9 protein-coding genes and 1 pseudogene are annotated in these 13,526 nt (G+C 66.0%); 7 read left to right on the top strand and 3 right to left on the bottom strand.

Annotated elements, in window-relative coordinates; genetic code table 11:
• Positions 1-40: 40 nt before the first annotated feature.
• From AC1DQ3_RS28210 to AC1DQ3_RS28200, 3 genes and pseudogenes are all read left to right on the top strand, one after another.
• Positions 41-1,539, top strand: a pseudogene (locus AC1DQ3_RS28210) (AMP-binding protein).
• 44 nt (positions 1,540-1,583) lie between these two features.
• Positions 1,584-2,378 carry an SDR family oxidoreductase gene (locus AC1DQ3_RS28205; RefSeq protein ID WP_477102057.1) on the top strand — a complete coding sequence of 265 codons (795 nt, stop codon included), beginning with the start codon at positions 1,584-1,586 and terminating at the stop codon, positions 2,376-2,378.
• 82 nt (positions 2,379-2,460) lie between these two features.
• Positions 2,461-3,999 carry a class I adenylate-forming enzyme family protein gene (locus AC1DQ3_RS28200; RefSeq protein WP_477123447.1) on the top strand — a complete coding sequence of 513 codons (1,539 nt, stop codon included), beginning with the start codon at positions 2,461-2,463 and terminating at the stop codon, positions 3,997-3,999.
• Between the two features lie 261 nt (positions 4,000-4,260).
• Here the strand turns inward: AC1DQ3_RS28200 and AC1DQ3_RS28195 are convergent, their stop codons facing one another.
• Together AC1DQ3_RS28195 and AC1DQ3_RS28190 are read right to left on the bottom strand one after the other, a co-directional pair.
• Positions 4,261-5,238, bottom strand: coding sequence for a Bug family tripartite tricarboxylate transporter substrate binding protein (locus AC1DQ3_RS28195; protein WP_477123446.1), 978 nt, complete (start codon positions 5,236-5,238; stop codon positions 4,261-4,263).
• A 134-nt stretch (positions 5,239-5,372) separates the two neighbouring features.
• Complete coding sequence (locus AC1DQ3_RS28190) at positions 5,373-6,284, bottom strand: LysR family transcriptional regulator (protein ID WP_477123445.1); 912 nt, start codon at positions 6,282-6,284, stop codon at positions 5,373-5,375.
• Positions 6,285-6,582: 298 nt separating this feature from the next.
• Here AC1DQ3_RS28190 and AC1DQ3_RS28185 point away from each other — a divergent pair, with 298 nt between their 5' ends.
• Genes AC1DQ3_RS28185 through AC1DQ3_RS28175 form a run of 3 tightly spaced genes read left to right on the top strand, consistent with a single transcriptional unit; the run spans position 6,583 to position 11,276 of the window.
• Positions 6,583-7,938, top strand: a complete 1,356-nt coding sequence (locus AC1DQ3_RS28185; RefSeq protein WP_477123474.1) for an MmgE/PrpD family protein — start codon at positions 6,583-6,585, stop codon at positions 7,936-7,938.
• A gap of 23 nt (positions 7,939-7,961) precedes the next feature.
• The gene (locus AC1DQ3_RS28180) at positions 7,962-10,082 is read left to right on the top strand and encodes an acetate--CoA ligase family protein (RefSeq protein ID WP_477123473.1); all 2,121 of its coding nucleotides are present in this window, start codon (positions 7,962-7,964) and stop codon (positions 10,080-10,082) included.
• Between the two features lie 30 nt (positions 10,083-10,112).
• Positions 10,113-11,276 carry an acyl-CoA dehydrogenase family protein gene (locus tag AC1DQ3_RS28175; RefSeq protein WP_477123444.1) on the top strand — a complete coding sequence of 388 codons (1,164 nt, stop codon included), beginning with the start codon at positions 10,113-10,115 and terminating at the stop codon, positions 11,274-11,276.
• Between the two features lie 257 nt (positions 11,277-11,533).
• On the opposite strand, the gene AC1DQ3_RS28170 is transcribed toward AC1DQ3_RS28175, so the two are convergent.
• Positions 11,534-12,433: a LysR family transcriptional regulator gene (locus AC1DQ3_RS28170; RefSeq protein WP_477123443.1), complete on the bottom strand. Its 900-nt coding sequence runs from the start codon at positions 12,431-12,433 to the stop codon at positions 11,534-11,536.
• A gap of 110 nt (positions 12,434-12,543) precedes the next feature.
• On the opposite strand from AC1DQ3_RS28170, the gene AC1DQ3_RS28165 reads away from it, so the two are divergent.
• Positions 12,544-13,515, top strand: a complete 972-nt coding sequence (locus AC1DQ3_RS28165) for a tripartite tricarboxylate transporter substrate binding protein (protein ID WP_477123442.1) — start codon at positions 12,544-12,546, stop codon at positions 13,513-13,515.
• The last annotated feature ends 11 nt before the right edge of the window (positions 13,516-13,526 follow it).

Raw genomic sequence — 13,526 nt, 5'->3', positions numbered from 1 at the left:
ATGCCGGTTGCGCCCGATAAAATACAAGGAGACCTGAGGCATGCCAGCCCTCCCAAACCGCTTCTGGCCAAAGGGCCTGGGACGCTCGATCCGCGTGCCCCAGGTACCGTTGACGCACTACCTGGACGTAGCTGCCGCTCGATTTCCGGATAAGCCCGCGATCGTGTTCGGTGGCGGCGCCTTGACATTCGCGCGCCTGCACGAGCGAGTGGAGGCGCTGGCTGGTTATCTTCGGCAGCGACTCGGTGTGAAGCCGGGCGACCGGGTGTTGCTGCTGAGCCAGAACTGCCCGCAGTATGTGACTGCCTGCTACGGCGTGCTGCGCGCCGGTGCGGTCGTCGTGCCAGTCAACGCCATGAGCACCACGGCCGAGCTGCGCTACTACAGGGACGACAGCGGAGCGCGGATTGCCATTACAGCGCAGGAGCTGGTGCCGCAGGTTCTCCCGCTTCTGGAAGACGAGCCGGTCCTGGAGACCGTGCTGGTCCATGCCTATAGTGACGCGCTAGCGGGCCTCGCCGACGAGGAGGACCTCCCGGACGTGGTGCGGGCACCGCGCGAGCCGCTGGCCCATGCACGCCTGATCGCTTTTGAAGCGGCGCTTGCCGAGTGCTTGCCATGCCCCGAGGAGTCGCCCGGGGCGGGAGACCTGTGCGTCCTTCCCTATACGTCCGGGACCACTGGCCAACCCAAGGGATGCATGCACACGCGGCCCGCCTCATTGAGCGACACCGCGTCTCCGTATGGGCGGCGCCGCCAGCGATGTTGATCGACTTCTTCGCTCAACCCGAGGTGCTGAACCGGGACCTGGGGAGCTTGTCTCTCCTGATGGGCGGCGGGGCGGCGATGCCGGAAGCGGTGGCAAGCATGCTGCAGGAGCGGTTTGGCATCAGCTACAACGAGGCCTATGGCATGACCGAGACGGCTTCCTTCCTGCATGCCAACCCTCTGGCCCGAGGCAAGCGGCAGTGCCTGGGTGTGCCGAATCCGGGCGTCGACTCGCGCATTGTCGATCCAGCCACGCTGCAGGAGTTGCAACAGGGGGAGGTCGGTGAACTCGTGACGCACGGAGCGCAGATGATGCTGGGGTACAGGCGGAACACGGAGGCAGACGCAGCCTCGTTTTTCGAGCGCGACGGCAAGCGCTTCTTCCGCACCGGCGACCTGGCGTGTGTGGACGAAGATGGCTATTTCTTCATGCGCGACAGGCTCAAGCGAATTATCAATGCCTCTGGATACAAGGTCTGGCCCGCGGAGGTGGAAAACGCCATGTACGAGCACCCGGCCGTGCACGAGGCCTGCATTATCGGGATCGAGGACGACAAGCGCGGCGAGACCGTGAAGGCGTTCATTGTCCTGAGGCCTCAGTTTGGGGGCCAGGTATCCGAGCAGGACATTATCGACTGGAGCCGCCAACGCATGGCGGTCTACAAGGCACCGCGTCTGGTGGTGTTCGTCGACAGTCTGCCGAAGTCCGGCACCGGCAAGATCCTTTGGCGCGAATTGCAGGAAGCGCATCGCACAGGAAACGGGCAATGATTGGCCCATTCGCACAACCGATATCCCAGCAAGCAGGAGACCTCATGACATCCATTGATCAATTTCAGGACAAGACCGTTTTCGTGGCCGGCGGCAGCAGCGGCATCAATTTTGCTATTGCGAAGGCCTTTGCCGAGCGCGGCGCCCGCGTCGCCATCGCGAGCCGTACGCCGGAGAGGGTGCAGGCTGCAGTAGCGCAATTGCGTGAGCTTGGCGGGGAAGCGCTGGGCTTCGCCGCCGATGTGCGGGACGCCGATGCGATCGCCGCGGCGCTAGGCCACGCCCATGCCGCGTTCGGCGACATTGATGTGCTCGTATCCGGCGCCGCAGGCAATTTCGTTGCGCCTGCCCTGGGCATGTCGACCAAGGGTTTTCGCACCGTAGTGGACATCGACCTTAACGGAACATTCCACGTCCTGCGCGCGGCCTACGCTTACCTGCGCAAGCCAGGGGCCTCGGTATTGAGCATCTCGGCGCCGCAGGCCTTCAATCCAACGAAGTACCAGGCACATGTCTGCGCGGCGAAGGCGGGGGTGGATATGCTGACCCGCGTGTTGGCCATGGAGTGGGGTGGCGACGGCATCCGCGTCAACTCCATTGTGCCTGGCCCGATCGGCGACACAGAGGGCGTGCGGCGTCTGGCGCCGACGCCGGAGGCGCTCGCTCACATGCAGGCTTCGATCCCGCTACGCCGCTTCGGCCGAGTCGATGACGTTGCAGATATGGCGCTATTCCTGAGCTCGCTGCGTGCGCAATTCGTAACCGGTGCGGTGATTCCGGTGGACGGTGGCAGTTCGCTGGCCGGAGGGCGCGACCTTGGCTCCGCTGTGGCCGCCTGAATTGATTGCCGCGATCTCATACATGCGCTTGAATCCAGGCTGGACCCGCCCCAATCGGGCAGACAAAACATAAGGAGACAAGATGTACCTCACCGCTGGTCTGCATCGTGCATTGCAACGCCATCCCGACAAGACAGCCCTGGTGGACGAGAGCCGGCGGCTTTCGTTCCGTGAGCTGCACGCGCGCGTCGCGCGCCTGGCTGCAGGTCTGCAACGGCTGGGCGTGCGGCCCGGGGACCGGGTCGCAGTGCTCGCGCTGAATCGTGGGCGCTACGTTGAAACCGCCCTGGCAGTCTGGTGGAGCGGAGCGGTGCTCAACCCGGTCAATACTCGCTGGAGCGAGGCCGAGATGGTCTATGCGCTGAACGATTGTGCCGTACGCGTACTTTTGATCGATGACTCCTTCGTCAGCCTTGGGCGCGAGTTGGGGCAAAAAGTACCAAGCCTTGCCACGATCGTTCATCTCGGTCAACAGCCCACGCCGGAAGGCATGCAGAATTACGAAGTACTGATCACCTCGAGCGAGCCAGCGGAAGACGTTCGCTGTGCAGCAGAGGAACTGTCAGCCATCCTCTACACAGGTGGGACCACGGGCTTTCCCAAAGGGGTGATGCTCTCGCACGGAAATCTCTGGAGCTCAATGGTGGGGCGCATGGCGGAGGTACCCAATCCCGCCGACTTCGTCACGTTGCTGGTAGCACCGCTTTTCCACGTCGCAGGGCTCGGGCGGTTGGTCGGCCAGATTGTCGTGGGCGGAACCTGCGTCACGCTGCCGGCCTTTCAGCCGGAGGTCGTATTGCGGACCATAGAGCAAGAGGGCATTACTGACTTGGTATTGGTGCCAAGCATGATCCAGATGCTTGTGGATGACCCGGCGTTCGGTCGGCACGACCTGTCCAGCATCCGACGTATCCTCTGGGGAGCCGCGCCTATGGCCCTGCCGCTGTTGGAGCGGGCGCTTGCGGCGTTCCCTGGTATTGAGTTCATTCACGCCTATGGCATGACGGAGACCGCGGCGTCCGTTTCGGTCAACCGCATCGGTAGCGCCCCGGAAGACCGCCGGGACACGCGGATCCGGTCGGCCGGCCGCGCCGGCTATGCCACCGAGATCCGCATTGCTGACCTCGAGGGCGAGGAGGTCCCCTACGGCACTCCGGGTGAGATCCAGGTGCGCGGGCCCGTGGTGATGATGGGCTATTGGAAACGACCCGAGGAAACAGCGCAGGCTTTGCGTGATGGCTGGTTGCGTACTGGCGATGGTGGCCAAATGGATGCGGAGGGTTACCTCTACGTGGTGGACCGGATCAAGGACATGATCATTTCCGGGGGGGAGAATGTCTATCCCGCCGAGGTGGAGGAGGCACTGGGCCGGCATCCTGCAGTCGCCGTCAGCGCCGTGATTGGCATTCCCGACGAAAGATGGGGCGAGGCGGTGCACGCTGTGGTGCTGCTGCGCGAAGGTGCCCAGGTCTCGGAAGAGGAACTGCGCGCTCATTGCCGCACCAGGCTCGGCGGCTACAAGTGCCCCAAGAGCATAGAGTTCCGCGTCAGTCTGCCACTTTCCGCGGCAGGTAAGGTGCTCAAGAATGAATTGCGCAAGCCATACTGGACTAGCATGTGAGGCCGGTGCCAACGGGAAGGAGAGGCGAGGAGAGGAAGAATGAAGGTGCCGCTAATAGGCATTGTCAAGTTACCGAGAGTGAGACGGCACGACGGCAGGTGTGACGACTGTCAGAAAGCCGTCGACGGATTTTGGGCGAGTTCGGCGAGTTCGCGCCACTGAGGGCATGGCCGTCGAGGGCCGGGCCGCGGCGCCCGTCAGGCCGCCATCGGCGATACCTGGCGCGCGGCATCAGAGAATGCGCGGCGCAGGCGCCGGCGGCTAGTCGATGCGGGCGCCGCTCGCCTTGACGATCGGCCGCCACGCCTGGTACTCGGCCACCACGAACTTGCCGAATGATTCCGGCGTGTATTGCATTGGCTCCGCGCCTTGCAGCAGGAATTTCTTGCGCATAGTGGGGCTGTTGACAGCGTCGGTCACGGCCTTGTTCAGCCTGGCAACCACCTCCGGCGGCGTGCCCTTGGGCGCAAACAGGCCAAACCAGGCACCCGTCACCAGGTTCTTGACGCCCGCTTCGGCCATGGTCGGGGTGTCCGGCAGCGCCTCGGCGCGCTTGGCGCTGGTGACGGCCAGCGGGCGCAGTTGCCCGGCGCGAATATGGCTTATCACCGAGGGGATCGTCGCGAACATGAACTGCACGCGCCCGGCCAGCAGGTCGTTCAAGGCATCCGCGCCCTTGTAGGGCACGTGCACGGCGTTGGCGCCGGTGCGTTCGTTGAGCAGCGCGCCCGACAAATGCGCGGCGGTCCCGACGCCGGTGGAGGCAAAGTTCAGCTTGCCGGGATTCGCTTTTGCGTAGGCCACCAGCTGGGCGACATCGTTGGCGGGGACGCCGGGATGCACCACCAGCACGTTCGGCACATCGGCGATTGGCGCCACCGGCGCCAGTGCCGTCTGCGGATTGACCTTGAGATTGGGATAGAGCGAGGGATTGATGGCGATCGGGCCGACCGAGGTGGCAAGCAGCGTGTAGCCGTCCGGCGCGCTCTTGGCCACGAACTCTGTGCCGATATTGCCGCCCGCGCCGGGCCGGTTTTCCACGATCACCGTCTGCTTCAGGCTCTGGCTGAGCTGGTTGGCCACTTCGCGCGCGAGGATATCGGTGGTGCCGCCTGCGGAAAAGGAAACGACGACGCGAATGGGTTTGGTCGGATAGGGCTCGGCATTGGCGCCGGTGCTTGTACCGGCGCCGGCAAGCAATAGCAGCGCGGCGGCGGTCAGCCGCTTTGGCAGGATCATGTCTCACTCCACGGATTGAGGTGGTTTCAGGCCGCGCTGCTTTGGCGCGTGCCCACTAAAGACATGGTACGAAGCTGGTCCCGCCCAGCGTTGATCAAATAGAAACGCTGCCTTCTTTCATCATGATGGCGCGGCTAGCGTGCGCGCTGGTAATGACGCTCCATCGTCGCGCACTGGGCCAGGTAGTCCAGCAGCCTGGCAGTGCCGGCTGGCAGCGACTGCCGGTCGCGCACGCACACATAGAAATTGCGCTCGGCCCACGCATCAGTCAGCGTCAGCAGGCTGAGCCCCATCATCGACAGGTAGTTCTTGGCGATGCCCTCCGGCACCACCGCAATGCCCAGCCCCTCGCGCACCATCCGGCAGCGCGCCTCGAAATTCGATACCTGCGTCTTCACCGTCAGCGGCCGCGAGATGGTGCTGCTCACCAGTTGCAGGAAGGCCTCGAAGGTATAGCGCGGGAAATAGCCCAGGAAGTCGTAATCCAGCGCCTCTTCCAGTTGCAGCGAACCCTTGGCTTCCAGTGGATGCCCGCGTGGCACCACCAGTCCCACCCGGTCCGAGCGGTAGGGCAGGGAGAACACGCCGGGGCTGGGTGCTTCGGCGTGATAGATGCCGATGTCGGCATCGCCGTTAGAAACCATGCGCGGGATGTCGAAACTTAACGCTTCGATCAGGTCGATGCGGCTGTCGGGCGCGCTCTGCAGGAAGCCGCTGATATCGGTAGGCAGGAACTGCAGGATCGTGGACGGGTTTGCCGCCAGGCGAATCTTGGCGATGCCGTCCGTCGAATAGGTGGCCAGCGCCTCTTCGGCCAGCTTGATGCTGCGGACGATGGCCCTGGCGCGCTGGTAGAGCATGGCGCCGGCCGGCGTGGGCTCCACGCCGCGCCCGTGGCGCACCAGCAGCGCGGTACCGACCTGGCGCTCCAGTTCGGAGATGCGCTTGCTGGCCGCCGAGGTGACCAGGTTCTCGCGTTCGGCCGCGCGGGAAAGGCTTTTTTCCTCGACGGCGGCGATCAGGACTTCCAGGGTGGCGATATCCATGCGGGTGTCTTGCTGATGTGCGGATGGCGTGGCGCGAGAAAGCGCCGAGGCAGGAGTGCCATGCTATGCATCTTCGCTGCCAACGTCAAACGGGATTTTCCCGGCCGCGACGGGTGGCTCGCTAGATGCGCCGGCAGCAGTGCTTGACGCGCCCGCACGTGCGCCACTTCGCCACCATGCTCGGGAGCTTTCACCAAATTTCAAAGCTTGCCTGCCGGCGCTCCCTAACATGGGGTCAAGGCGGCAAGGCAATACCGATCAAGCCGCCATCAAGCCGTATGACGACAAGGAGCACTGCATGGTGATCGATGAACTGGCCGAATACGTCGGCGCGGAGGGACGGCGGGCGCTGTCGCCCGAGGTCCTCCACTATGGCAAGCGCGCCGTGATCGACTGGTTTGCCGCGCTGTTCCCGGGCACGCGCATGTCGCCCGGCACGAACCTCGTGCAGGCACACCGGGCCGAACTGGGCGTAGGTGACGCCACCGTGGTCGCGCACGGCACCACCGCGTTCCCAGCCACGGCGGCCTGGATCAATGGCAGCGCGTCGCATGCTGCCGAGTTCGACGATATCTTCCGCGACGCGGTCTACCATCCAGGCTGCCCAACGATCTCTGCCGCGCTGGCGCTGGCCGAGGACCGCGCCGTGAGCGGCGAGGCCTTCCTGCGGGCCGTGGTGGCGGGCTATGAGGTCTCCACCCGCATCGGCGCGGCCATCCAGCCCGCGCACTACCGCTATTTCCATACCACCGGCACCGTGGGCTGCTTCGGCAGCGCCGCAGCCAGCGCCTTGCTGCTGTCGCCGGGCAATGCGCGCGTCGCCGCCGATGCGCTGGCCACCTCCGCCACGTTCGCCTCGGGCCTGCAGCAGGCTTTCCGGTCGGATGCGATGACCAAGGCGCTGCACGCGGGACATGCCGCCATGGTGGGCGTGCAGGCGGCGCAGGCAGCCGCGGTGGGCGTCAACGGCGTGCACGACATCCTGGAAGGCGCGGCCGGCTTCGGCGCGGCGATGTGCGGCAGTCCGGGCTGGTCGGATGTGGCCAAGGGCCTGGGCGCGAACTACAACATCCTTAGCATCACCCAGAAGAACCACGGATGCTGCGGCCACACCTTTGCGGCCATCGATGCGGCGATTGAACTGGTGCGCGGGCATGGCATCGACGCCGCCGGGATCGAGGCAGTCACGGTGTGGACTTATCAGACTGCCATCGACGTCACTGGCAATGCCGTACCGGGCACCGCCTTCGAAGCCCGCTTCAGCCTGCCCTACGTCATCGCGCACGGCATCCTGCACGGCGCGGTCCGGCTCGACGCCTTCTCCGGCGAACGCCTGTGCGACCCGCAGATCCGGCAATTGATGAAGCGCGTCACCCTGCACGCGGATCCGGAGCTGACCGCGGCGTTCCCCCGCCAACGCGCGGCGCGGGTGGAAATCCTGCTGAAGGACGGCACTCTCCACACGCTGTTCGCGCCTTACCGCAAGGGCGACCCGGAGTCGCCGCTGGACGACGCCACGCTGAGCGACAAGTTCATGGAGCTGGCGGCGCCGGTGATCGGCATCGGCACGGCCGAGGGACTGCTCGCCGCGCTGTGGCAGCTCGAGACCGGCAGCGTTCGCGGGCTGCGGCTCGCGGGTCTTGGCGTGGCATGAGAGGGGAGGAAAGCGTGAACGATATGACTGTAACGACGGCGATGACCCGCAGCCTGGCAAAAGCGCTGTTCTCGCCGGACACGGTGGCGCTTGTCGGCGCATCCAGCGACATCACCAAGAATACCGCCCGGCCGATGCGCTTCATGCGCAAGCACGGCTACCAGGGCACCATCTACCCGATCAACGCCACCCGCACCGAAGTGCTGGGCGAGAAGGCCTACCCGAGCCTGGACGCGGTGCCGGGCGAGGTGGAGCACGCCTTCGTCATGGTGCCGGGCAGGCATGTCGAGGCCGCGCTGGAGCAATGCGCGGCCAAGGGCGTGCAGGTGGTGACGGTGTTCTCGGACGGCTTCGCGGAAGTGGGCGAGGCGGGCCTGGCCGCGCAGCGGGCGCTGGTCCGCAAGGCCAGGGCGCTGGGCGTGCGCCTGATCGGACCGAACAGTATCGGTGTGGTCAATGTGGAATCCGGCGCGGTGCTGTCGGTCAATGCCGTGCTGGAGATGGACGAGTTGCACGCCGGCAGCATCAGCGTGATCTCGCAAAGCGGTTCGATGCTCGGCGCGCTGCTCTCGCGTGGCGCAGCGCGCGGGCTGGGTTTCGCCAAGCTGGTGTCGGTGGGCAACGAGAGCGATATTGGCGTCGGGGAGCTGGTCGATCTGCTGGTGGACGATGCCGCTACCAAGGTGATCCTGTTGTTCCTGGAAACGATCCGCGACGCCGCCGTGCTCGGCCCGGCGCTGCGCCGCGCGCGGCAAGCCGGCAAGCCGGTCATCGCCTACAAGCTTGGCCGCTCGGCGCAGGGCGAGGCGCTGGCGCAGTCGCACACCGGCGCGCTGGCCGGCAACGATGCCGCGGTGGACGCCTTCCTGCGCAAGTACGGCGTGATGCGCGTGGAAATGCTGGAGACCTTGTTCGAAGCCGCGCCGCTGGCCCTGCGCTATGGCCGGTGGGTGCCCGCCCTCAAGCGCAATCCCCGCGTGGCCGTGGTGACCACCACCGGTGGCGGCGCGGCCACCGTGGTGGACCGCCTGGGCCTGTCGCAGATCGACGCGGTCGCGCCGCCGGACGGCTTCGTGGCGCACATGGCGGCGCGCGGCGTGCGCATCCGCCAGACGCCCATCATCGACCTGACGCTGGCCGCGACCAGCGCGCAGTACAAGGATCTGGTCGAGCAACTGCTGCTGAGTGACTGGTGCGACGCCGTGCTTTGCGTGGCGGGCTCGTCCGCGCAGTTCCATCCCCAACTCGCGGTGCGGCCCATGGTGGAGGCGGCCGGCGCGGGACACAAGCCGCTGATCGCTTTCCTCGCGCCGGAGGCCGGGGAGTCGCTGCGCGTGCTGCAGGCCGAAGGCATCCCGGCGTTCCGCACGCCGGAAGCCTGCGCGGACGCGCTGGCGCAGTTGTTCAAGGCGGCGCGGGCGCATCCCGAGGCCGACGAAGCCGTCGCACCGCTCGGCTGGCCGGCCGGCTTGCCGCTGTCGGGCAACCTCTCGGAGTACGAGGCGGCCAGCGCGTTCGCGGCGCTGGGCGTGCCGATCGCCCCGCTCGCGCTGATGCCGGTGGGTGAGTACAAGCACAGGATTCCCTACCCGGTGGTGGCCAAGATCTGCTCGCGCGACATCCTGCACAAGACCGATGTGGGCGGCGTACGCGTCGGCGTGCGCGACACGGACGAACTGCAGCGCGCCACGGCGGCGATCCTTGCCGATGTCGGCCGCGCCGCGCCGCAGGCCCGGCTCGACGGCATCCTCGTGCAGCGCATGGAGGACAAGCTGCTGGAACTGATGCTGGGCTACCGGGATGACCCGCTGGTGGGCCCGATCGTGATGCTGAGCGCGGGTGGGATCGCCGCCGAACTGCGGCCGGACGTCAGCCTGCGGCCGGCGCCGGTGACGCGCGACGACGCCATGGAGATGATCGACGAGGTACGCAGTACCGCGCTGGTCCGCGGCTTCCGCGGGCTGCCGCGCGGCGATATCGCCGCCCTGGCCGACGCCATCGAGCGGTTTTCCCGGCTGGCCGCCTTCGAGGGCGTGAACGTGCTGGAGGCCGAGATCAATCCGCTGTTCGTGCGTGCCGACGGCGTGGTCGGGGTGGACTGCGTGGTCCGGCTGGCGGAAGAACAAAGAGCCCAACTGAATTGATTCGAATCGAGTAAGAAAACGGAGACAAACATGGATTTCAAACTTACCCCCGAGCAAGCTGAGTTCGAGCACGCCGTCACGCGCTTCGCCGAGAAGGAGTTGCGCGCCGGCTCGGTCGCCCGCGCCCATACCGACGACTACCCCTGGGATGTCGCCCGCAAGATGAGCGAGCAAGGCCTGCTGGGCATCACCGTGGCCGAGGCTGACGGCGGCCAGGGCGGCAGCCTGATGGACGCCATCATCGCGATCCAGGCCGTGGCCTCGGTCTGCCCGCGCAGCGCCGATGTGATCCAGGCCGGCAACTTCGGCGCCATCCGGGTGCTGGCCGAGTATGGCTCGTCGGCGCAAAAGGACAAATGGCTACGCCGCCTGCTGGCCGGTGAAGCCTTGATCTCGGTCGGCATGACAGAGCCCGAGGCCGGCTCCGCCGTCACCGAGCTACGCACCACGGCCACGCCCGATGGCGACGACTACCTCATCAACGGCACCAAGGTCTTCACCACCCATGGCCCGCACGCCGACGTGATCCTGGCCTACGTGCGCTTTGGCCCGGGCGTCAACGGCATCGGTTCCGTGCTGATCGATACCAGGCTGCCGGGTGTGCGCATCGGCCAGCGCTCGCGCTTCATGTCGGGCGAGGAATGGGCGCAGATCTATTTCGAGGATGTCCGCATTCCGGCGTCCGATGTGCTGCTGGGCGAGGGCGGTTTCAAGAAGCAGATTGCCGGTTTCAATGTCGAGCGCATGGGCAATACAGCGCGCTCGCTGGCGCTGGGACGCTATGCCTACCAAGTAGCCCGCGACTGGGCCATGCAGCGCAAGCAATTTGGCAGGCTACTGTGCGAGTTCCAGGGCCTGCAATGGAAGTTCGCCGAGATGAAGATCAAGCTCGATGCCGGGCAACTGCTGCTGTACCGGGCCGCGGCCAACGCGGACAGCGGCTTTCCTTCCGCCGAGGAAACCGCGATTGCCAAGGCGTTCTGCAACCAGGCGGGCTTCGACGTTGCCAATGAGTCGCTACAGGTCATGGGCGGCATGGGCTACAGCCAGGAGGCGCTGGTGGAGTACTGCCTGCGCCGCTGCCGGGGCTGGATGATCGCCGGCGGCTCCATCGAGATCCTGAAGAACCGCATCGCCGAATCGGTATTCGAGCGGACCTTCGCGCAGCGCCCGGAAAAACAGCAGGCGGGTTGATCAGGAACGCATCCCAGGTGGGCGCATTATGTTTTGTACAACGGAAAGCCGGACGCGCAGCTTGCCCGGGCCGGCAGCCTGCAAACGGGCTGCCGAAGCCTGCCGGCGAGCCATCGGAATCGAAGCCGATCCGGCGGTGCGCCGCTTCCTGCAGGCCGAACTCGCCCAGATCCAAGATGCGGCCTTGGTCCCGGTGATGTCGCGGCTACCGCTTGCGCACTTCTCCTTCACCGTGCCGTGATCGGCAGCTACTTCCATTAGGCGCCAACCTCAAAAAAAGCCAAGAACTTGCGCATGATGGGCGACAACGCGCCCGCGCGATGCGCTACCAGCACCCGGCTGGCCGCGTCGGGGCCGGCCAGCCGGCGGTACGCCACGCCCGGAATGCCGGTGCGTGAGTAAATCTCCGGCAGCACCGAGACCCCGGCACCGCTCGCCACCAAACCGATGATGGTCGTGGCCTCGCGCGCTTCCTGGCCGATGCGCGGCGCAAAGCCCGCGCGGTTGCACAGCGTGGTGACATGGTCGAACAGCCCGCACCCCAGCCCTCGCGGGAACAGCAGAAAGGGTTGGGCGGACAGCGCGCCGATGTCGAGTCCACTGTCATCGTCCGCTATCGCCAGCGCATGCGAGGCCGGCAACACGGCGACCAGGCGGTCGGCCAGCACCTCGTGCACGGTAATGCTGGCGGGCGGGTAGAACTGGGGCGAAGGGCGCAGGAAGCCAATCTCGATCTCTCCCTTCTCCAGCCCCTGCAACTGCTGCCCGGTGGACATATGCACCAGTTCCAGCATGGCGCGTGGGTGGCCAAGGCGGAACTGCTGCACGGCGCGCGGGAAAACATTCTGCATGGGCACAGAGGCGGTAAAGGCCACCCGGATCTCGCCCGCCTCACCGGCGGCAACCTGCTTGACCACCTCGCGGGCCTGCTCCAAGTTGCCCAGCGCCGCCTTTGCCTTGTCGAGGAACAGCGTGCCCGCCGGCGTCAGCGCCACATGGTGGCGGGAGCGGTCGAGCAAGGGGCTGCCAAGTTCGTCTTCCAGTGCCTTGATCTGGGTGCTCAGCGGTGGCTGGCTGATATGGAGCTTGCGCGCGGCCTCGCTGAAGCTCAGCGCTTCGGCCACGGCGACGAAATAGCGGAGTTGGCGAAAGTCCATCGGTTATATCGAAGTGCAATAACAAGCGGTTTGAAAACATATTAGACAGTATCACGACGGTTGGCCAGAATGCACGCAAACGAATGAAACCGGACCACAGGAGACAAGAAATGCTGCGCCGACCTTACCTAGCCGCCTTGCTGGCCGCCGCGCTGTCGCTGGGCGCTGCCGCCACCAGCGCCGAGACCTACCCCGCCAAGCCCATCCGGCTGGTCGTGCCCTACGCGGCGGGCGGCGCTGTCGACATCGTGGCGCGTTCGGTTGGCCAGAAGATGAGTGTGCTGCTCAAGCAGCCCATCATTGTCGACAACCGCCCGGGCGCCAGCACCAATATCGGCATGGACGCGGTGTCCAAGGCCGCGCCGGATGGCTACACCATCATGATGGCCTCCAACAGCCTGGCCACCAATGCCGCGCTGTTTGCCAAGCTGCCGTTCGACCCGACCCGCGATTTCACGCCGGTGGCGCGCATTGGCCAGGCCTCGCTGGTGCTGGTGGTGCCGGCCAAATCCAGCGTGACCTCGCTCAAGGACCTGGTCTCCCAGGCGCAGGCGCAACCCGGCAAGCTCAGCTATGCCTCGGCCGGCAACGGCAGCTCCGGTCATCTCGCCGGCGAGTTGTTCAAGGAAGCGGCGCACATCGACGTGTTGCACGTGCCTTACAAGGGCGGCGCGCCAGCCATCACCGACCTGCTGGGCGAGCGCATCACGTTCATGCCGATTAACCCGCTCGAAGTCATCACGCATATCCGCGCCGGCACCCTGCGCGCCATCGCGGTGGCGAGCGACCAGCGTACGCCGCTGCTGCCGGGTGTGCCAACCTCGCGCGAGCAGGGCCTGCCGGGCTTCACCGCTTCTGTCTGGTGGGGACTGGTGGCGCCGGCCAAGACGCCGCCCGCTGTCGTGCGTGAACTCAACACCGCTGCCAATACGGCGCTGGCCGACCCGGACGTGCGCAAGCAGCTCATGCAACTGGGTGTCACCATCCTGCCCGGCACCCCGGAAGCCTTCGGCCAGTTCGTGCGCAACGAAACCTCAACCTGGAACGGCGTGATCCGCAAGGCGGGCATCACGGCCGACTGAAGCCTTCCACG

Source organism: Cupriavidus sp. 01T418 (genome assembly GCF_056398885.1).
This window is presented reverse-complemented; position numbering and strand designations above follow the sequence as displayed.

Coding starts and splice junctions, on each gene's coding strand:
- AC1DQ3_RS28205 (WP_477102057.1), top strand. CDS start 1,584: ATGACATCCATTGATCAATTTCAGGACAAGACCGTTTTCGTGGCCGGC.
- AC1DQ3_RS28200 (WP_477123447.1), top strand. CDS start 2,461: ATGTACCTCACCGCTGGTCTGCATCGTGCATTGCAACGCCATCCCGAC.
- AC1DQ3_RS28195 (WP_477123446.1), bottom strand. CDS start 5,238: ATGATCCTGCCAAAGCGGCTGACCGCCGCCGCGCTGCTATTGCTTGCC.
- AC1DQ3_RS28190 (WP_477123445.1), bottom strand. CDS start 6,284: ATGGATATCGCCACCCTGGAAGTCCTGATCGCCGCCGTCGAGGAAAAA.
- AC1DQ3_RS28185 (WP_477123474.1), top strand. CDS start 6,583: ATGGTGATCGATGAACTGGCCGAATACGTCGGCGCGGAGGGACGGCGG.
- AC1DQ3_RS28180 (WP_477123473.1), top strand. CDS start 7,962: ATGACTGTAACGACGGCGATGACCCGCAGCCTGGCAAAAGCGCTGTTC.
- AC1DQ3_RS28175 (WP_477123444.1), top strand. CDS start 10,113: ATGGATTTCAAACTTACCCCCGAGCAAGCTGAGTTCGAGCACGCCGTC.
- AC1DQ3_RS28170 (WP_477123443.1), bottom strand. CDS start 12,433: ATGGACTTTCGCCAACTCCGCTATTTCGTCGCCGTGGCCGAAGCGCTG.
- AC1DQ3_RS28165 (WP_477123442.1), top strand. CDS start 12,544: ATGCTGCGCCGACCTTACCTAGCCGCCTTGCTGGCCGCCGCGCTGTCG.